The sequence below is a fragment of the Pseudovibrio sp. POLY-S9 genome (genome assembly GCF_001431305.1).
Lineage (GTDB): Bacteria > Pseudomonadota > Alphaproteobacteria > Rhizobiales > Stappiaceae > Pseudovibrio.
In genome coordinates, this window is the sequence record NZ_LCWX01000071.1 from 1 (window position 1) to 18,585 (window position 18,585).

General features: G+C 51.2%; 25 protein-coding genes. 6 read left to right on the forward strand and 19 right to left on the reverse strand.

The features are described 5' to 3' along the window. Nucleotides 1–185 precede the first annotated feature (185 nt). From rlmH to PPL9_RS04700, 7 genes are all read right to left on the reverse strand, one after another. On the reverse strand, nt 186–668 hold the full coding sequence (rlmH, locus tag PPL9_RS04670; protein ID WP_057461558.1) for a 23S rRNA (pseudouridine(1915)-N(3))-methyltransferase RlmH: 483 nt from the start codon (nt 666–668) through the stop codon (nt 186–188). A 155-nt stretch (nt 669–823) separates the two neighbouring features. Continuing rightward, nucleotides 824–1,231, reverse strand: a complete 408-nt coding sequence (rsfS, locus tag PPL9_RS04675) for a ribosome silencing factor (RefSeq protein WP_244271711.1) — start codon at nt 1,229–1,231, stop codon at nt 824–826. 150 nt (nt 1,232–1,381) lie between these two features. Continuing rightward, a complete protein-coding gene (locus PPL9_RS04680) occupies nt 1,382–2,026 on the reverse strand; it encodes a nicotinate-nucleotide adenylyltransferase (RefSeq protein ID WP_152986598.1) in 645 nt (214 codons plus the stop codon). A gap of 17 nt (nt 2,027–2,043) precedes the next feature. Beyond that, nucleotides 2,044–3,339: a glutamate-5-semialdehyde dehydrogenase gene (locus PPL9_RS04685; protein WP_057461559.1), complete on the reverse strand. Its 1,296-nt coding sequence runs from the start codon at nt 3,337–3,339 to the stop codon at nt 2,044–2,046. Between the two features lie 52 nt (nt 3,340–3,391). Then, nucleotides 3,392–4,522, reverse strand: coding sequence for a glutamate 5-kinase (gene proB / locus PPL9_RS04690; protein WP_057461560.1), 1,131 nt, complete (start codon nt 4,520–4,522; stop codon nt 3,392–3,394). After that, the gene (gene obgE / locus PPL9_RS04695) at nt 4,522–5,568 is read right to left on the reverse strand and encodes a GTPase ObgE (protein ID WP_057461561.1); all 1,047 of its coding nucleotides are present in this window, start codon (nt 5,566–5,568) and stop codon (nt 4,522–4,524) included. The genes proB and obgE overlap by 1 nt, the downstream gene beginning before the upstream one ends. 275 nt (nt 5,569–5,843) lie before the next feature. Then, a complete protein-coding gene (locus PPL9_RS04700; protein ID WP_057461562.1) occupies nt 5,844–6,389 on the reverse strand; it encodes a GNAT family protein in 546 nt (181 codons plus the stop codon). A gap of 867 nt (nt 6,390–7,256) precedes the next feature. Here PPL9_RS04700 and PPL9_RS04705 point away from each other — a divergent pair. From PPL9_RS04705 to PPL9_RS04720, 4 genes are all read left to right on the forward strand, one after another. After that, nucleotides 7,257–7,463 (forward strand): cold-shock protein, encoded by a 207-nt coding sequence (locus tag PPL9_RS04705; protein WP_057461563.1) that lies wholly within the window; start codon nt 7,257–7,259, stop codon nt 7,461–7,463. A 293-nt stretch (nt 7,464–7,756) separates the two neighbouring features. Then, nucleotides 7,757–8,389 carry a TetR/AcrR family transcriptional regulator gene (locus tag PPL9_RS04710; protein WP_057461564.1) on the forward strand — a complete coding sequence of 211 codons (633 nt, stop codon included), beginning with the start codon at nt 7,757–7,759 and terminating at the stop codon, nt 8,387–8,389. A gap of 100 nt (nt 8,390–8,489) precedes the next feature. Further along, nucleotides 8,490–9,077 carry an OsmC family protein gene (locus tag PPL9_RS04715; protein WP_057461565.1) on the forward strand — a complete coding sequence of 196 codons (588 nt, stop codon included), beginning with the start codon at nt 8,490–8,492 and terminating at the stop codon, nt 9,075–9,077. A 109-nt stretch (nt 9,078–9,186) separates the two neighbouring features. Then, nucleotides 9,187–9,912: a hypothetical protein gene (locus PPL9_RS04720; RefSeq protein ID WP_057461566.1), complete on the forward strand. Its 726-nt coding sequence runs from the start codon at nt 9,187–9,189 to the stop codon at nt 9,910–9,912. A 50-nt stretch (nt 9,913–9,962) separates the two neighbouring features. Here the strand turns inward: PPL9_RS04720 and PPL9_RS04725 are convergent, their stop codons facing one another. Further along, the gene (locus PPL9_RS04725; protein ID WP_057461567.1) at nt 9,963–10,514 is read right to left on the reverse strand and encodes a GNAT family protein; all 552 of its coding nucleotides are present in this window, start codon (nt 10,512–10,514) and stop codon (nt 9,963–9,965) included. Nucleotides 10,515–10,544: 30 nt separating this feature from the next. Further along, the gene (locus PPL9_RS04730; protein ID WP_057461733.1) at nt 10,545–11,093 is read right to left on the reverse strand and encodes a GNAT family N-acetyltransferase; all 549 of its coding nucleotides are present in this window, start codon (nt 11,091–11,093) and stop codon (nt 10,545–10,547) included. Nucleotides 11,094–11,397: 304 nt separating this feature from the next. Here PPL9_RS04730 and PPL9_RS04735 point away from each other — a divergent pair, with 304 nt between their 5' ends. Next, on the forward strand, nt 11,398–11,934 hold the full coding sequence (locus PPL9_RS04735) for a hypothetical protein (protein WP_057461568.1): 537 nt from the start codon (nt 11,398–11,400) through the stop codon (nt 11,932–11,934). A gap of 26 nt (nt 11,935–11,960) precedes the next feature. Then, complete coding sequence (locus PPL9_RS32295) at nt 11,961–12,104, forward strand: hypothetical protein (protein WP_161831206.1); 144 nt, start codon at nt 11,961–11,963, stop codon at nt 12,102–12,104. 80 nt (nt 12,105–12,184) lie between these two features. Here PPL9_RS32295 and PPL9_RS04740 read toward each other — a convergent pair whose 3' ends face one another. The 10 genes from PPL9_RS04740 to rplU form a co-directional block, all read right to left on the reverse strand. Next, nucleotides 12,185–12,763, reverse strand: coding sequence for a GNAT family N-acetyltransferase (locus tag PPL9_RS04740; RefSeq protein WP_057461569.1), 579 nt, complete (start codon nt 12,761–12,763; stop codon nt 12,185–12,187). After that, on the reverse strand, nt 12,763–13,347 hold the full coding sequence (locus PPL9_RS04745; RefSeq protein WP_057461570.1) for a GNAT family N-acetyltransferase: 585 nt from the start codon (nt 13,345–13,347) through the stop codon (nt 12,763–12,765). Before PPL9_RS04745 ends, PPL9_RS04740 begins: the two co-directional genes overlap by 1 nt. Nucleotides 13,348–13,352: 5 nt before the next feature. Further along, nucleotides 13,353–13,901, reverse strand: a complete 549-nt coding sequence (locus PPL9_RS04750; RefSeq protein WP_057461571.1) for a GNAT family protein — start codon at nt 13,899–13,901, stop codon at nt 13,353–13,355. Nucleotide 13,902: 1 nt separating this feature from the next. Next, nucleotides 13,903–14,463 carry a GNAT family N-acetyltransferase gene (locus tag PPL9_RS04755; protein ID WP_057461572.1) on the reverse strand — a complete coding sequence of 187 codons (561 nt, stop codon included), beginning with the start codon at nt 14,461–14,463 and terminating at the stop codon, nt 13,903–13,905. Continuing rightward, the gene (locus tag PPL9_RS04760; RefSeq protein ID WP_057461573.1) at nt 14,460–15,026 is read right to left on the reverse strand and encodes a GNAT family N-acetyltransferase; all 567 of its coding nucleotides are present in this window, start codon (nt 15,024–15,026) and stop codon (nt 14,460–14,462) included. Before PPL9_RS04760 ends, PPL9_RS04755 begins: the two co-directional genes overlap by 4 nt. After that, nucleotides 15,023–15,589, reverse strand: a complete 567-nt coding sequence (locus PPL9_RS04765) for a GNAT family N-acetyltransferase (RefSeq protein WP_057461574.1) — start codon at nt 15,587–15,589, stop codon at nt 15,023–15,025. The genes PPL9_RS04760 and PPL9_RS04765 overlap by 4 nt, the downstream gene beginning before the upstream one ends. Further along, complete coding sequence (locus PPL9_RS04770; protein WP_082596552.1) at nt 15,586–16,176, reverse strand: GNAT family N-acetyltransferase; 591 nt, start codon at nt 16,174–16,176, stop codon at nt 15,586–15,588. Before PPL9_RS04770 ends, PPL9_RS04765 begins: the two co-directional genes overlap by 4 nt. A gap of 234 nt (nt 16,177–16,410) precedes the next feature. Further along, complete coding sequence (locus PPL9_RS04775) at nt 16,411–17,016, reverse strand: GNAT family N-acetyltransferase (protein WP_057461575.1); 606 nt, start codon at nt 17,014–17,016, stop codon at nt 16,411–16,413. 156 nt (nt 17,017–17,172) lie between these two features. Further along, nucleotides 17,173–17,442, reverse strand: coding sequence for a 50S ribosomal protein L27 (gene rpmA, locus PPL9_RS04780; protein WP_057461576.1), 270 nt, complete (start codon nt 17,440–17,442; stop codon nt 17,173–17,175). Between the two features lie 46 nt (nt 17,443–17,488). After that, nucleotides 17,489–18,064 (reverse strand): 50S ribosomal protein L21, encoded by a 576-nt coding sequence (gene rplU, locus PPL9_RS04785; RefSeq protein WP_057461735.1) that lies wholly within the window; start codon nt 18,062–18,064, stop codon nt 17,489–17,491. Nucleotides 18,065–18,585 lie beyond the last annotated feature (521 nt).

Genomic DNA, 18,585 nt, shown 5'->3' on the forward strand with positions numbered 1-18,585 from the left:
GGTCAAAACCGCGCAAACAGGCCGGACACATGACTGCTTCTGACAAAGGTACCGATCATCTCAAAAATGTCTTGCAAAGCAGGAGCCATCCACACAAGTCATTCGGGCGGGTGAAACCGGAATGGGCAAATACAAAACAGCCTTAGTAGAAGGTCTTGGAAAAAGAGAGGCAACCTCCGCACCATTCACGCCCGGTGATACGGATGCCCTGTCAGTATCGTGATGGCGCGGTAGATTTGCTCGCCGCACAGGATCCGGACGAGTTGGTGAGGCCATGTCATGGAGCCCAGAGCGAGCTTCAGGTCTGCGCGTTGCAGCAGTGCCTGGCCGTGGCCGTCGGCTCCGCCAATGGCGAGCACCATATCCGAAATACCCTGATCGGCCCAACCGCCAACCTTTTTGGCAAAGGCTTCGCTGGAAAGTGCCTTGCCGTGCTCATCCAGTGCAATCAGGATCGCACCGGAAGGAAGCGCATTGAGCAACAGTTGCGCTTCTTCGTCTTTTCGATCACTCGTACGGGCAGCCCGACTTTCTGAAAATTCCACCACGGACACAGAAGTAATGCCAACGGAACGGCCAGCTTTGCGGGCTCGGTCCAGATAGCGTTCAAGCATGTCCTTTTCCGCGCCAGCTTTCATTTTGCCGACGCAGGCAATCGTGACTTTCATAAAGTCTCCGGGATTAGATCGTAGTGACCCGTAAAAAGATCTCATGCAGATGGAGCAGCACCTGCATCAGCGGCATTTGCCCAGACTCCCTCATTCCCCCAAAGGGGCAGAGAATTGACTGGTGTAATAGTCAGTGCTTCAAAGAAGCACTGATACTATCCGATGAACTGCGTCGGTGCAGAGCTATCCGCAGACCACATTTTTTCTACATTGTAGAAACTGCGGACTTCTGGGCGGAAAATGTGAATGATTGCATCACCGATATCGATGAGCACCCAGTCACAATGCGGCATGCCCTCAACGCGAGCGTTACCGTAGCCAGCATCTTTCAGATCACGGAGCAGGTAGTCGGCAACAGCACCCACATGGCGATGAGAGCGGCCAGAAGCCACAACCATGTGATCAGCCAAAGCAGATTTGCCTGTAAGATCTAGAGATACGATATCCTCAGCCTTGGAATTTTCCAGGCTGTTGAGGATCAGTGCAAGCACGTCCCCCTCATTGGTGGGATCATGCGGTTGAAGAGGAGCGATGGTGTCCGTCCCTTCATGTTGAGTTGTCATGGTCAGCTTAAGAGCCCTCGCCATGGTTAGAGAAAGCAGTACTCTGCCGGTCGAAAAGCCTGAAATGCACAAACTCAAGCCTTCCGTCAAGAAGAATACTCAGGTCCCTATGGCATTTTCAAGACACTACTTGCCGTAAAAAGCGTAAAGTTACCCTGGGGTGTGTCCTCTATTCCTCAGGAGGGTGGAAGAGGTTTCATCCAGCGGACCACGTAAAATGGTCCAGCACGGGGCTTTGCACTCAGGCAGGTGGTCTGCACTTTTTTCTTTTAATTGAGCAAAGGCATACCTTTGGCAAACTTGAGCGGAAAGAGACGAAAGGGTCGCTTTAGGCCGGTCAACAATTGCCACAGGCACCCCTTCTATAATGCTCTGCCAGTTTTGCCAATGGTGAAAATTGGAGAGATTGTCTGCACCCATAACCCAGACAAAATTCAGATGCGGTCTGCGCAGCTTTAATTGCTCCACCGTACTTGCCGTGTAAGAGGTGCCAAGCACCTTCTCATAGGCCGTCACCTTCATGCGCGGGTGCCGTGCCAAAGCCTGCGCGGCGGCAACACGTTCTTCCAGGGGTGCGAGGTTTCGGTGAGACTTCAGTGGGTTTCCGGGCGTGACCAGCCACCAGATCTGATGCAGGTTCAAGCGCCGCAACGCCGTCTCCGCCACCATAAGATGGCCGGGATGTGGGGGATTAAACGACCCGCCAAACAAACCAATGCGATTGCCCGGTGCAGCATAGGGAAGGCGCATCCAGTCTGGTTGCACAATCCCAAGCTTGCCGTGGCTATCGCCCATTGTGGGGTCGGGGTTCGTCATGGACGTGTTTGGCCGTTCCCGCGAACCACGTATTTGAAGCTGGTCAGCTGTTCCACACCAACTGGTCCGCGTGCATGCATGCGGCCAGTTGCGATGCCAATTTCGGCACCCATGCCAAACTCACCACCATCAGCAAACTGTGTGGATGCATTGTGAAGAACGATAGCCGAGTCCACTTCTGCAAGGAATTTGCGGGCCGCAATCTGGTCTTCTGTGATGATGCAGTCTGTGTGATTGGAACCGTAGATCCCAATATGCTCAATCGCATCTTCCAGACCGCCAACAATCTTCACAGAGATGATCGCATCTAGATATTCAGTCGACCAGTCGTCGTCAGTCGCCTCAGAAGCGGTTGGGCAAAGCATCATAACGTCTTCATCACCGCGTATCTGGCAGCCCTTCTGTTGAAGAGCAGCAAGAATTGGCGGCAAAATGGTTGCTGCCACAGCTTCATCAACCAGTAGCGTCTCGGCAGCACCACAAATGCCCGTTCGGCGCATCTTGGAGTTGACGGTGATTTCAATCGCCTTATCCAGATCGGCCTTTTTGTCGATGAAGATATGAACCAGACCCTCCAGATGCGCAAACACAGGCACACGGGCCTCATCCTGAACACGGGCAACAAGGCTCTTGCCACCACGCGGAATGATCACATCAAGATTACCATCCAAACCCTTCAGCATTTCGCCAACAGCAGCGCGGTCTTTCACCGGTACAATCTGAATGGCATCTACTGGCAGTCCGGCGTCTGCAAGGCCAGCCTGCAAAGCTTTATAGATAGCAAGGTTGGAATTGATGGTGTCTGATCCGCCGCGCAGCACAACAGCATTACCAGCCTTCAGGCACAATGCTCCGGCATCCGCAGTCACGTTCGGGCGGCTCTCGTAGATTACGCCAATTACACCAAGAGGCGTGCGGACGCGCGAGATGTCCAAACCGTTCGGACGTTTCCAATCTGCAATCGTAGAACCGACAGGGTCGTCCAGCTTGGCAATGTCTTCCAGTGCGCAGGCAATGGCTTCAATGCGCTCTTCGTTCAATGTGCCGCGATCAATAAAGGATGCCAGCTGACCATTGGCCTGCATGCTCTCCAGATCAATCGCATTCGCTTTGAGGATCTCAGGGGTTGCAGAGCGAACGGCAGCTGCCATCGCTTCTAGGCCTTTGTTCTTCTGGCTTGTGGGGGCAATGGCTAGAGTACGTGCAGCAGCGCGTGCTTGTCTGCCAAGAGTTGCCATCAGGTCGCGAACATCGGTGTTGTCCGCATTTGCCACTTCAGAAGTATTTAGCATCTGCAAAACCCTTAAGTCATCACTGGTTGAACTTGGTCAACCTAAACAGTTTCTATGAATTGTCCAAATCAGATGTAGAGAGCACAAGGTCGTCCGTATGGACCATCTCTGCCCGTCCCGGATAGCCAACAATGGCTTCAATTTCTTTGCTGTTGCGCCCGATGATGAGAGAGGCCTCACCGTAATCATAGGCCACAAGACCGCGACCCACATCGTGCCCGTCCGCATCTATAATACGCACAGCATCACCACGTGTGAATGTGCCATCCACTTTGGTCACCCCTGCTGGCAGCAGGCTCTTGCCCGCCTTCACAGCTTTTAGCGCACCTGCATCCAGCTGAATGGTGCCATGCGGCTTCAGGTGACCGCTGATCCACGTTTTGCGGGCGCGGGCGGGTGAGGATGGAGCAGGGAACCATGTTGCCCGTGCACCATTTTCAATTGCGTTAAGCGGGTTCATGGTCTTGCCACTGGCAATGATCATGGACGTACCAGCGCTCTGCGCAATCTTGGCCGCATCAATCTTGGTCTTCATGCCACCGGAGGAGAAGGCCGTTCCCGGCGCACCGGCCATGGCCTCAATCTCCTGTGTCACCTGAGGAACCTCAGGCAGGAAAATGGCATCAGGATCTGTCTGCGGAGCGGCGGTGTAAAGCCCGTCCACATCAGACAGCAGCACAAGAAGATCCGCACTCGCCATGGTCGCCACGCGGGCGCCCAGACGGTCGTTATCGCCATAGCGGATCTCGGAGGTCGCAACGCTGTCATTCTCGTTGATGATCGGCACAGCGCCCATCTTCAGCAGAGTGCCAATCGTCTCGCGCGCATTGAGGTAACGGCGGCGCTCTTCCGTGTCGCCGAGCGTCAGCAGAATCTGGCCAGCCGTTAAACCACGCGCACCGAGAATTTCAGAATACGCCCGAGCAAGTGCAATCTGGCCCACAGAAGCGGCGGCTTGCGCCTGCTCCAGTTTGAGCGGACCAGCTGGCAGACCAAGCACACCACGACCAAGAGCAATGGAACCGGAAGAGACCACCAGCACTTCTTTCCCAGCTTCGGAAAGAGCCTGAAGGTCATCTGCCAGCGATTCCAGCCACTCACGCTTCAACCGGCCTTTTTCTACCAGAAGGGCAGAGCCGATTTTGACGGTGATGCGCTTATAGTCGCTCAGACTTCGAGCCATTACGGGCGCCACTCCTCAATTCCATCAGAAGGAATGGCATTGGCCTCGTCTTGCTTATCCTTGTCAATTGCACGAATGATCATGCGCTGAGCAGTGTCGATGTTTTCACCACTGGCAGACGAGATGATCAAAGGCTTCTGACCGCAGGCTTCTTCAAGAGACTTAAAGCGCTCTTCGCGCAACTCTTCTGTCAGTGCATCTGCTTTGGAAAGACAAACAATCTCAGCCTTCTCATCCAAACCATGGCCATAAGCTTCCAGCTCACCGCGAATGGTGCGGTAAGAATCTGCCGGATCTTCTTCGCCAGAGCCATCCACCAGATGCAACAGAACGCGCGTCCGCTCCACGTGGCCAAGGAAACGGTCGCCAAGACCATGACCTTCGTGTGCACCACGAATGAGGCCCGGAATGTCAGCGAGCACAAAGCCGCGATTGTCTAGTTCACACACACCCAGGTTCGGGTGCAGCGTGGTGAACGGATAATCCGCAATCTTTGGGCGTGCTGCTGATACAGCGGAGAGGAAGGTGGATTTGCCAGCGTTTGGCAGACCCACAAGTCCAGCATCCGCAATCAGCTTTAGCCGCAGCCAGATCCACTTTTCTTCACCTTCAAGACCAGGGTTCGCATGGCGCGGTGCCTGGTTGGTAGAGGATTTGAAGTGCGCGTTACCGAAACCGCCATTACCACCTTTCAGAAGCAACAAGCGCTGACCAATCTCGGTCATGTCCGCCTGAACGGTCTCGTTGTCTTCTTCAAGAATCTGAGTGCCTACAGGAACACGAAGCACAACATCGTCGCCCTTGGCGCCGGTTCTGTTGCGGCCCATGCCATGCATGCCGATTTTTGCTTTGTAGTGCTGGGCGTAGCGATAGTCGATCAGTGTGTTGAGGCCATCAACGCACTCAACCCATACATCGCCACCACGGCCACCATCACCGCCGTCGGGTCCACCTTCGGCAACATATTTCTCACGGCGGAAGCTGACGCTGCCCGCGCCACCATCACCAGACTTTACAAAGATCTTTGCCTGATCGAGGAATTTCATTTTATTCTCTTTCGTCCACCTGTGACGTTCTTTGGAGGACGTCATAAAGCCCTATTGCGCTCCCGCCAAGGGCGGAACGGCAAATCTGGCTAATTTTATTGCTTAAGCGTGTTCCCGAAAAGTGTCTAGCGCTTTCCGGAAAAGAATAAGCAACCTGATTTATGGTTTACTGCCTGAACAGCCAAAAGGCTCACGAACATCAATTCGCAAGCCTTTCAAAATTCAGATGCGCAAGAACAAATCTCTAAAGACAAGTTGCTTTAGAGACTGGACCGTCAGGCTGCAATCGCCTGCATTGATGTCCATCTGTCCCGGGTCAGCGTAACTGTAGTGTAATCCATTTCGAGATCGCCACGTGCGCGGTTCTTCTCTTTAGTCTCGCCAGTTACCTCAAACCCGTTCTTCTGAAGCACATTCAGAGACTTAGGATTGATGGTGAACAGGCCAGTGTTCATCGCAGCCGCATTCAGCCGGTTGAACACATAATCGCATACCAGGTTGGTTGCTTCACTGGCATAACCTTTACCCCATTGAGATTTAGCCAGCCAGTAACCGAGGTGCGGTGTTGTCGAGACATTGCGGATGCCGATGACGCCGACAAGGCCTTCGCCATTGTCGATCACCCAGTTGATCTCTTCGCTGTGAGATGTCGTGCGGCAATGGTCAAACCACCAGTCACCATCATCCTTTGTATAAGGATGCGGTACGACAGTCAGCATCTTGCTCACATCGAAATCATTCAAAGACGCATTATGAATATCAAAATCACTCTCGCGAAAATCGCGTAGGATCAAGCGCTCGGATTGTAACTCCGGGAACATGACAATCTCTTCTTATTCTTCTTGGAACGCTTGGCTTGTTGTCGCTGGCGCTCATTTTCTTAAGTACACGAAGATAGCGTCAAACCCGTCGAGCCATGTGCTCGCAACGCGCCGGTGCTATCCAACCCTTGCTTTTGGTTCCTGAAATCTCAAGTGAATCCCTGCCACGAGTGCTGGGTACGATCACAAAGGGACGAGGGAGCAAAAGGCTGTTGCCGCAACCTTGCTCAAAGACCCTATCCTGCCATCTGCTGAAAGTCGCGGAACGCATAAACAGGCGCGCCAGCCAGATCAGAGGAGCAGGACCCATCTTCAATTGCCCGATAAACACACATAAACACACACAGATCGGAGAATCAAAGGTGATCAATGCCTGCATCTTTATTCACAGGGGAACAAAGTAAGCAGACAACAGCATCTTGGAGGTTTCAAAATCCGAGAGGAACTTAAAAGCTTGGGGGCGGTCACTATCTCGGACCACTTCCTATTGCAAGCGCTTAGAGCATGTTCATGGAATTTTTTTCACATAGTGAGGAATATTTGCGCGAATATCGGCAAAACCTGCAATGCAACCACAAGGTGACCTAACATCGGGTTTTCCCTCAACTTTTATGCGTTTTGTGAAAACATCAGGGAATAAGTTAGGATTTGACTCAGTAAAAACACAGAGAATTTAAAAAAATTGGTTCTACAGGCATCAAATGGAAAGCTGGATCTTTACTTATCAGTCAATATGTGGAATGCCGTCTCTACGTTAAGACTATCGACACCCTGTCTCCTTTTTAGGCGTCAGTGCACTCGATTTCGCCCTGACGCAACCAAAGCCATCTGCATGTCGCAGCGGCACACTAACTAGGAGATATCACGATGGCTAAAGGCACCGTGAAATGGTTCAACAGCACTAAAGGTTTCGGTTTTATTGCACCTGAAGATGGAAGCAAAGACGTATTTGTTCACATCTCTGCAGTAGAGCGCTCCGGTCTGTCTACTCTGGCTGATGGCCAGGACGTAACTTACGAACTGGAAGCTGGTCGTGATGGCCGTCAGAGCGCTGTAAACCTCGAAACCGTATAATTCGAGCTGTTCAGTGAAAAAGAGCGCAGCAATGCGCTCTTTTTTTTGTCTGGATTTTGGCCCAGACATCAGTAAACCTACAATGAGACAGCCATCAGGCTTCCATTCAGCCAAAACGCCCCTCTACAGAATACTATCCTCCCCAAATCCGGCTCCCAACATCATGCTTCGCCGTGATGTCAGCTGAACGCCCCCACATTCCATTCCCTTGCAATCTTGTTTCTCCTCACCAAACTCACTAGAGCTTAGTGTAAGATACGGTATCGTACCCACCTGAGAGACGGAAAACCTGCATGGAATCAGAGAAAAAGGTATCGCGCGGCGAAAAGCGGAAAAATGAGCTTTTAGAAATTGCAGCTGACGCGATCATCGAACTTGGCTATGCCAACACCTCGATGGATGAGATCGTCAGACGCGCCCGCGCCTCCAAAACCACAGTCTACAGACACTTCAAAAACAAAGAAGCAATGTTGGCAGAGATTGTCAGCAACCTGTCTGAAGGGCCTGTCCTCTCCATTAAACCTCTCGACTCAAACGAAGATGGTGGCTCCCGTCAGGAGCTTGAAGAGATTCTTTTTGTCTTTGGCAAGGCTGTCTTGACCCTCATCTATGATGACAGAACTCTGGGCCTTTGGCGCATGTTGATAGGTGAGGGCAGTCGCGCTCCACATATTACCAAATCATTTTTCCAGCTTGGTCCCAAACGGGCAACCTCCAGCATTGCACAGCAGCTCCAGCTGGCGAGCAGTCTGGGCATCGTCGCTATCGAACACCCTGAAAACGCAGCGGCCATCTTCATGGGTATGTTGCGCGAGGACACTCACCTCGCTCTTCTGCTGGGCGTTCAATCCGCGCCGACTCTACAGGAAATCTCAGATCATGTTCGCCAATGTGTGCATGATTTCATGAAAGCATATGGCGCCTGATCTCAACTAGCGCCGACCAGCTGAAAACAGTCATGCTTGACGAAAGTGATTTTTATCTGTTAAGTGTACGGTACAGTATCGTACACTTACGGAGGTAGAGATGCTTGATAATAACACTGTGACACATCCCATCGTGACCCGGGCAGCGGCCATGCCAACGCCCCAGCACATCAGCTTAAACAAAATCAAAAAGTCGAAAGACGGCATGGAGCTTGAGGTCGATTTCCTCGCAGAGCTCACAGGCGACGGCTTGGTCAAGACCGGCGTGGTCCAGCCCAACGTCCCCGGCTTTGGCGCTTTTGAAGTTCTCTGCGACGAAGGCTCATCCATTGGCGGCTCAGACACGGCTCCCGCACCATTGTCTTACCTGGCCGCGGGTATCGGCTTCTGCCTGCTCACGCATGTGCATGGGTTGGCTCAGTCCCGGAAGCTGAACATCTCCTCCATCAAGCTGGAGCAGAAAATGAAGTTCCAGTCCAGAATTCCGGGAATGACCGCTGAAGAAGGCTCGGACATGCTTGGTGTTTCAAAAGGCGTCGAGACAGTCATCATCATCGAATCGCAAGAAGACCCATCTCTGATTGCCTCTTTGGTGGAGGCGAGTGAGAAAGCCTGCATGGCGCTTCAAACCGTCGTAAATGCAGTCCCGGCATCGACCACCATTATCAACAACGGCCAGAAACTCTGAGTCAGAATTGATGTGTAGGGCAGCCTCTCAGGCAAAATCGTTTGAGATGTTGCCCTCCTCTCCATTTCTCCTTCTCAACAATGTCTCCGAGAAGGACGGAGGAAATACAATGACATCCTCTTCCCAACACAACTACTTCCCCACCACCTTTCGCAACCAGCTCATGGCAACAATCGTCTGGGCTCAGGTCTTTGTTCTCTATTGCATTGGCCTGTTGGTTTTCACCGAACAGGACACAAGTCAGATTTTCTGGGCAGATCCGTTCATCAAGATCGTGCCGATTTACGTCTCTACCTGGCTCATCATTTTCACCTCACTGCTTTTGGGCTGGTTTTGCTTTAACAAACTCGGCTGGGCAGGCTTGATAAAGCACACGCCCGGTTTGCAGATCGTGAGCGGTGTAAGCACAGCAATCATCATCACATGCATTATCTGGGCGTTTTTCGGGAGTGAACTGCCTGACTTTGTCCCGGCAGAAGAAAGCTCACGTCCAGGCTATCTCTTCGGCATGGTGGCTGGTTACGGCGAAGAGCTCGTCTTCCGCATGTTATTGAGTGCGCTGGTCTTCTTCGGAATGTTCAAACTGCTGGCAGGCGTTGAGTACAGGTATCGTGTGTTCTGGTCTGCTGGCACTGCAATCCTCATCGCAGCACTTGCTTTTGTCTTCCTTCATGAGCTTGGAGAACTGGATAGCATCTTATTGTGGAACCTGATCGCCACACGCATTCTCGTTCCCGGCATTATAATGGGGAGCCTGTTTTTTCTGGTCGGTCCGGGCTTTCTCATCTTCATGCACAGCACCATGCACATCATGATACCGCTGCTATTCGACTAATCCCAAAACTTGTCGCGCGCACCCATCGGCACGCGACAAGCAATTCACCTTCAAACCGTCACCGCCCGCATGGCTTCCCATAAATGCCGGGTGAGCTCCGTCTCAATTAAGGTCACTGCTTCATTTCCACGTGCACGACACTTATCTGGTCGCAAACCGGTGCGTTGAAAACCATTCTTTTCTTGTACGCGTAGAGAGCCATGATTTTCGTCGAAGGCCCCACAAGTGATCCGCTCTGAACCAAGGACTTCAAAGCAGTATTGAATAACCTCTGCCGTCGCTTCACTCATAAAGGCCTTGCCCCAGAATGGTTTGGCCAACCAATAACCAATCAAAGGTACACCTTCCTCTGAGATGTGGATGCTGATAACTCCTACAAAACGGTGCTCGAACTCGATGGCCCAGTTGACCTCCTGTGTCAGCGGAGTATTTGCGCAATTACTCAACCACCACTCACCATCGGCTTTAGTGTAGGGATAAGGCACCACAGACAGCATCCGCGTAACCTCAAAGTTATTGAGGTAGTCACAAATCGGCGTCAGGTCATTTTCTCGAAGTACCCGCAAAGCTAGACGCTTTGTTTTAAGCTCAGGAAATTCCATTTTAACAACACCTTTGCTAGCTAATCATCCTTAAACCGTCACCGCCCGCATGGCTTCCCATAAAGGACGGGTGAGCTCCACGTTGATGAGAGTGACTTCTTCTTCTCCGCGAGCGCGACTTTTTTCTGGCTCCGAGCCGATTGTCTGGAAGCCGTTCTTCGCCAGCACATTCAGGGACCCGTCATTTTCTTCAAAGGCGCCGGAAGTCACTTTGCTCACACCCAGTTCCTCAAAGCAGTAATTGACCACCGCCTCAGTTGCCTCGCTCATATAGCCTCTGCCCCAGAACGGTTGACCCAGCCAATAACCAATGCGCGGGAAGCCATCTTCTGGGATGCGTATTCCAATGACGCCTGAGAACCCATGTTCGGATTCAATAACCCAGTTCGTCTCTTCGCTTAGCGATGTCTCCTTGATGTGGTTCAACCACCATTCCCCATCCGCTTTTGTGTAAGGGTGAGGCACCACAGTCAGCATCTTGCTGACTTCAAAGTTGCTGATGTATTCGCAGATCGATTTCAGATCATCCTGCTGAAACTGGCGGAGTGTCAGGCGGTTTGTTTTGAGTTCAGGAAACATCATTAATCCAACTTGTTGCGTTTTGGAGTGCTTGGTCGCTGTGCCGCAAGCACTCTGTAATTCACTTTTAAAAATGTTGTATTCAGGCGCCTGTGAATTTTAAACCATAGCCTGACATAGTCTCAGTCGCTGCGCCAATTTACTCCAGAATTCACCAGCAAAATAGAAGACTTGATCCAGCAAGAATAAAGAAGATTAATAACTTCTCAACTCAGGTTCAAATCCAGTTAATTGCCTTTAGTGGCTTTTGATATTGTGTAACCTTCGGCTTGGTTGCGGTTTTTTATTCGTGGGGTGGGTGGATATGAAGAGATTGCAAAAAATAGCTCGAGATGACGGGACATGGAACGCATTAAGGAAAAAGTGGAAGTTGCAATATGAGGGCAATGACGAGCAGCAATCCGCCTACGAGAAATTACTTAGCGAAACTCTCCAACCTATAGTTCAAGATGAAAGTGGGAGAGCATATGTTTATGCTGTGGACGACGACAGGTACTCGTTTGTATGTTTCGTGAACCACACGGAGCTGCCCGGACATGTTGGGGAAGTGTTGAGAGTGAGGCATGTAACGATGTGCCCAAGACTCGATTCTGAAGATTATGAACTTAGAGAGTATATTGAAAAACTTTCAGAGCTTATTACTGGTTTGATTACCTTGTCTGAGAAAGAATTACTTACGGGCTGTATTAAACTACATCTGCGTAGCCCTGCTGATTATGTTTATCTTAAGACGTTTGGTAACAAACTAGACCAAGATAAGCGATTTAATGTTTCCTCTCACGGTGCTTGGCTTGTACTCGAAAAGACAGGTCAGGGCGAGAAGGTTGTTCAGACTGCCTAATGCGGATTCTAAAGGAGAGATGGTGGATGGGTGACGGATCAAAAGAGCTTAATGCTGTAATCTCCAAAGCGTTGTATGCTGCTTTGGAAGAAGTTGGTGAAGACGTTTTTTATTCCACTTCGTTTTTTGTATCCAAGCGTAGAATAGCAGAAAGCAAGAAAGCTGCTTAGTTCTAGCTTTGCTAGTAATGGCATAAAATGGCCATTAAAATTAGCCGCCTAAGGGCGGCTTTTTTTTGTAAATCGAATACTCACGAATTCACGTCTGAATTAGTCAGCCGAAGAAAGTCATTTCGGGTTATCTGAAGCTGGGTCTCATCAAGCTCCACATTGCCCCGCGCGCGGCAGGCGTGTTTAGCCTCACCAGTAATCTTGAAACTCATCTTGGTCAGCACCCGCATGGAGGCCGGGTTCTCCTTGAACACTCCGGTCCGCACCACATGCAGCGCACGCGCTTCAAACAGATAATCAAGAACAACACGCAAAGCCTCACTCATCAGCCCTTTGCCCCAATGCTCGCGCCCAAGCCAGTAGCCAACGCTCGCAGCTCCATGCAATTCTTTCGCTTTAAAACCACCACAAAACTGCCCATCAAGCTCAATTGCCCAGGTCACATTCTCAGCTGTGTTGTTGGCAAGCGCCTGCTCAATATAATCCCGCCCATCCACTTCCAAAAACGGATGCGGTTGACTGCTCAGCGACTTGGAGACCTCAAAGTCCCCCAGGTATGAACAGAGCCTCTCCAAATCCTCAGACCGCATCTCGCGCAATACCAGCCGCTCGCTGCGTAGAACGGGGAAGGTTGTGTAAGTGCTGTTTCGTTGTTTCATCACAGCAACTCTTCATCTTCAAAAGGCGAATGTTCGTCACTTGCCGTCCGGAACGGGTCAATGGAAACTTTCAGAAACTCCTCTTCCAGCTCCTCACCACCCCTCGCATTGCTGGTATTGGTGTGCAGCTCTTTGGTAACGAAACCAACTTTCTGCAACACCCGCAAAGAAGCTGGATTGCAACGAAACGCACCAGTTTGCAGTGTTTCGAGGCCTCGTTTTTGGAACAGATAAGTCAGGGTCAAATGCAGCGCCTCACTCATCAGCCCTTTGCCCCAATGGGGTTTACCAAGCCAATATCCGATGCCAGCATAACTGGTCAGGTAGTTCGCTTTGAAGTAACCGCAGAACTGCCCTTCATGCTCAATTGCCCAATGGATCTCTTCTGTCAGATCGCCGCCCATTGTTTGTGCCAAGTACTGCTGCCCGTCTTCAAGGGAGAATGGATGCGGTGGGCTACAGAGCATCTTCGCTACGTCATAATCACTTAGATACTCAGTAAGCCTCTCCAAATCCTCAGACCGCATCTCCCGCAATACTAGGCGCTCGCTGCGTAGAACGGGGAAGGTGCTTTGGGTTGTCATGGCGCTCAACCTTCCGCTTCTGCGAGGTCCACAAAATCGGCTTTGGGCAATGCAAGCCGGAGATGTGGAACCATGATATCACCGCGTCCTTTAGAGGGGATAGTTTCTTCGCCTACTTTGCTGAAGCCCATCTTATCCAACAAGTGAGAGGAGGCGGGATTGTCGGCAAACACACCGGCCCCAAAGTTCGTAATAAAGCGCTGCTCAAATCCGAAACGCAGAACTGTACGCAGAGCTTCGCTCATGTAGCCACGCCCCCAATAAGGCTCACCCATCCAATAACCGGTCCAGCCAGTACCATCCTCAAACTTTGCCCAGATGCAACCGACAAGGCCAGTCCCATCGTCAATGGCCCATAACACAACACTGTCAGGATCATTGGTTTTGCCGCGATGTATGTAGAACCTGCCAGTCTCTTCTGTAAACGGATGCAGCATGCCAGAGAGCATGCTCGCAATCGCGTAAGAGTTCGCCAGCTGGACAAGGCGATCCAGATCACCGTCTTCAAGCATGCGCAATCGAAGACGGTCTGTTTTCAGCTCTGGAAAAGCCATCCTATCTTATCCCCGCCATGGCAAACTGTGGTTGCTCAGCAGGCTGTGCCAGCTTGAGTTCGAAATTCTGGGTCTCAATTTCGTCGGACTCTCTGGAAGCGCAGGAATGCGTGCAGACGGAGGTTGGAACGAAGCCGTTCTTCATAAGAACGCGGAATGACGCAGGATTCTCCAAAAAAACGCACGCATCAACGTTCTCAACGCAACGCTCATTTTGTAGATAGTTTACAACGGCTTGCACGGCTTCACTCATATAACCCCGCCGCCAGTAGTATTTTCCAAGCGCATAGCCCAAAGAAGCAGATTTGCCGATCCGGTGTGCACCAATGGACCCGATGAAGCCCGTACCATTATCAATCGCCCAAACCACATCCGAATTCAGATCATTAGAATGACTACGAGTGATAAACTCATGCGCCCACTCATTAGTGATCGGATGCGGAAAGCTGGCAGTCATCCGCGCCACGTCAAAATCAGAAAATAGGAACCGCAGCCGAGGATAATCATCCGGCTGAAGTGCTCTTAAAATCAAACGGTTGGTTTGTAATTCCGGAAAAATCATTGCGCTGCCTCCTGCGCTCTGGACTGCTGTGCACTGATGAAATCAAGCGGGGATATGAGGAACTCTTCTGTCGGATAATTGCCCGCGAGGCGTGCACGACTTCGTCCCTCATGCTGTCCGGTATGAACAAACCCAAGTTTTCGGATCAGTGCCTGAGATCCCGCATTGTCGCTAAAGGCATCGGCAAAAATGGAAGGCAGCTCACGTTCCAGCAGCAGGTAACGGAGAACCTCACTAACTGCCTCATACATAATGCCTTTCTTCCAATGCTCTTCTGCAAGCCAAAAGGCGAGTTCAGGTTTTCTGGAAAGGTGGCCAGCACCAACGCCACCAACCACTTCCCCCTGCAGCTCAACGGCCCAGTTCACTCCATGGCCAAGGTCTCTGGGCATAAACCTTTGCAGAAAGACCTCAGCATCCGCTTTGGTATAAGGATACGGAGCACTCGCCAGCATTCGCGTAACATTCTGATTTTGCAGCAATTCCACAATGCGAGGCGCATCCGTCTCTCTCCACTCCCGAAGTGTCAGACTGGCCGTTTTCAAACGAGGAAAAGTAGTCATTGTGCTGCCTCCTGCACTCTGAGCTGTTGTGCTGCAATGAAATCAAGCGGGGATATGGCGAACTCTTCTGTAGGATAATTTCCGGCCAGACGCGCCGCGCTGCTGCCCGTCCCTTGCCCAGTATGAACGAAGCCAAGCTTACGCATAAGCGCTTGAGATCCCTTGTTATCGCTGAAAGCATCGGCGACGATTTTGGGGAGCTCGCGTTCAAGAAGAAGATAGCGTAAGGCTTCACTAGTAGCCTCAAACATAATGCCTTTTTGCCAATGCTCCTCGGCCAGCCACCATCCGATGTCGGGTGTTTCATGAAGCGGCGCAGCGCCAACGCCACCAACTACTTCCCCCTGAAGCTCAACAGCCCAGTTTACATACTCGTTCAAATCACCGGGCATTGCCTTTTGCAAAAAGGCCTCTGCATCCGCTTTGGTGAAAGGGTGCGGTTTTGAGGTGAGCATGCGCGTAATGCTATGATTTTGAAAGAGTTTCAGCACGCGCGGCGCATCCGTCTCTCTCCATTCCCGAAGTGTCAGGCTGGCTGTTCTCAAACGAGGAAAAGTGGTCATAGTGCTGCTCCCATCATCACATGCGCATCACCATGCAACGCCTCAAACCGATCCCGCGGCAGATGCATGATGATATTCTCAACGTCTTGTTGCAGAGATTTGGAGTAACGGATGCAAACTCCAACAGGCTCAAAACCCAGCTTTTTCAGTAGTTTCTGAGAAGGGTAGTTCGTCGCAAACACACGGGCTGCGAAGGTGTCACAGGCATCGCGCGCAAAGCCCCAATGCAGCGCAGCAACACATGCTTCAAGCATAAGTCCATGACCCTGAGCTTTCTGGGAAAGCCAGTACCCAATGGTTGGTAGCTCCGGGAACTCATTGAGATCACCGGGTTTTTGAACATCAACACCACCAATAAGTAGGCCGTTATGTTCAATGGCAAACGGAAAAGTGTCAGTGAGAGGATTAGCGTTCAGTGCGAAGTCTGCCACTGCATTCAGCTCACTCCTCTGTGCAGGCCAGCTTGCACCGGTCAGCCAGCGAATGATTTCATAGTCAGAGTGACCAATCTCCCAATAAGGTTCAAGATCCTCAGGTTGGTAACGGCGAAGCCTCAGTCTTTGGGTATCTATAGTTGTAGTCAACATTGTAAAAGGCCTTGTAAATCAAACTCATATTTCTCTAATCGTTCGTTGGAGTAGGTAAGTGAGGGTAAAACGCAGCATGGCCTTGATGACCCGGATTGCAGACAGAGCGACTGCATCAGGATCAGGTAAAAGCCTGCTGGTTTTGTGTGGTTGAGGGTAAGCCGTTACAGCCAAACAACAATCACGCTGCCGAAAGCAGGTTGCTGTCACTGCAACCTGCTGATCTGGCATCACTTAACCAGCAGAGCCCCATCGCGTATTCGCGATCCATTGGCTGCGGGTCAGTGTAAAGCGTGTGGCATCCACCACGGCCATAGCGCCGAGAGAATGCAGCTTTGTCGTTCCGTCCTGCTTAAAGCCGCACTTGGTCAGCACGCGGTGCGAGGCAGGATTGCTCACGCGGCAAGAAGCGGAGAGCTCCTTAACGCCGTTAGCAAACGCGAATTCGATAACAGACTGAACAGCTTCTGTCGCATATCCCTGGTTCCAGAATGGTTCGCCTACCCAATAACCAAGGTGCACAGCACCAAAGTCTTCGGCAAGCGGATTGAACCCGATAGCGCCAATAATACGGCCAGTGTTCTTCATGCGGATCGCGAACGTCGCTTGAGACGGCAACTGCACATCACACCGTTTCACGAGCGCTTTAGCGTCCTCATACGTGAATGGATGTGGCATGTTCGTCAGCTTCTCAGCGATCCGACGGTTGTTGGCTAAAAACAGGATGTCAGCCAAATCATCCTTGCGCGCTCGGTCGATGACGAGACGCGCGGTGTCCTGCGGCGACCCGGCCGCAACGCAACTGCTTTCTTCTGGGATTTCTTCGTATTCAACTACCATGGTTTTAACTCCGGTCTACTGCCCATCCCACTGGGCAAATAAAAAGGGAAGATGGCGTCCCATCTCCCCTTTTTCTGATCTTTCGATCTGAACCGGATTTTTCCAAATCCGTCGGGGTCTGATGAGACGCCGACGATTTGGATTATCACGTCAGCGTTACTCGGCGGCGAGTGCCACCGGCATCACATTAATAAATGTTCGGCCATTGCGTTTTTCTTCGAATGCAACTTTGCCTTCGACAGTCGCAAAGATGGTGTGATCTTTACCAATGCCAACACCTGCGCCTGGGTGCCACTTAGTGCCACGCTGACGTGCAATGATGTTGCCAGGAATCACGGCTTCGCCACCGAACTTCTTGATACCAAGGCGACGACCAGCTGAGTCGCGACCGTTGCGGGATGAACCGCCAGCTTTTTTATGAGCCATAACGAAGTACTCCTCGTTTAATCTCTAGGACAGAAACTTGCGCGAATTACTTCGCTGCGAGTTCCTTAGCCTGTGCAACCCAGTTATCACGTTCGAAGCGGCCTTTAGTGCCAGTTTCTTCTTCAACGCGGGCGATGTCTTCAGCAGAAAGAGCTGCGATCTGTGCGTAGGTAGAGATACCTGCAGCATTCAGCTTTTTCTCAATTGCTGGGCCAAGACCCTGCAATTTTTTCAGATCGTCGGAGCCTTCAGCAGCTGGTGCAGCAGCAGCTTTCTTAGGAGCAGCGGCTTTTTTAGCTGGCTTAGCGCCACTGGTCAGGATGTCGGTGATTTTCACAGTAGTGAAAGCCTGACGGTGACCATTACGACGACGGGAGTTCTGACGACGACGTTTTTTGAAGATGATGATCTTACGATCACGACCCTGCTCAACAACCTCAGCTACAACAGAAGCGCCTTCAACGGTTGGTGCACCAATGGTGGTTTCAGCATCTGAACCAACCATGAGAACTTCGTCAAAAGTTACTGTTTCACCAGCTTCGGCAGAAACTTTTTCGATCTTCAGAAGATCGTCAGCAGCAACAGTGTACTGTTTACCGCCTGTTTTGATGACTGCGAACATGCGCATGTCCTTCTTATCTAAGCGCACCCTTTGGCGTCGCAGCAAACTGCGAACTTTGTCGACCGTTTCCTTTATGCTCTAGGAACGTCCCGTTTCGGGGAGATCGACCGCAAACTCTGGAAAAAACCAGAAGGCGGTTTCGATGTCTTGCCTCGGACAGCGCGAAAACACGGGTTTCCCCGCAATTTATGAGCTGCTGGAATATACGCAGGCATTCTGGAATGTCAACGCAGAATCTCGCCAATTATATTAGAAATACGAGAGGTGAGGTTTATGTCACGAATACTCAACTGTCAAAGAACGCTCCTGTATTGGAGTGATTCGCGCTATGGTTGCGCTGTCAGATTTATACCTACGATCTAATTGTTACGTCCAAATACCTATTACGCTGCGTTTTAAGGTTCATTCTATGATTGTTTTAAGGATCGATAAACCTTCGCCAGCCAACAATAGCGCAAAGAGATTTGTGCATGTTCCATACAAGTGCTTAGGGGAGAAATGAGCGCCAAATATGGAATGTA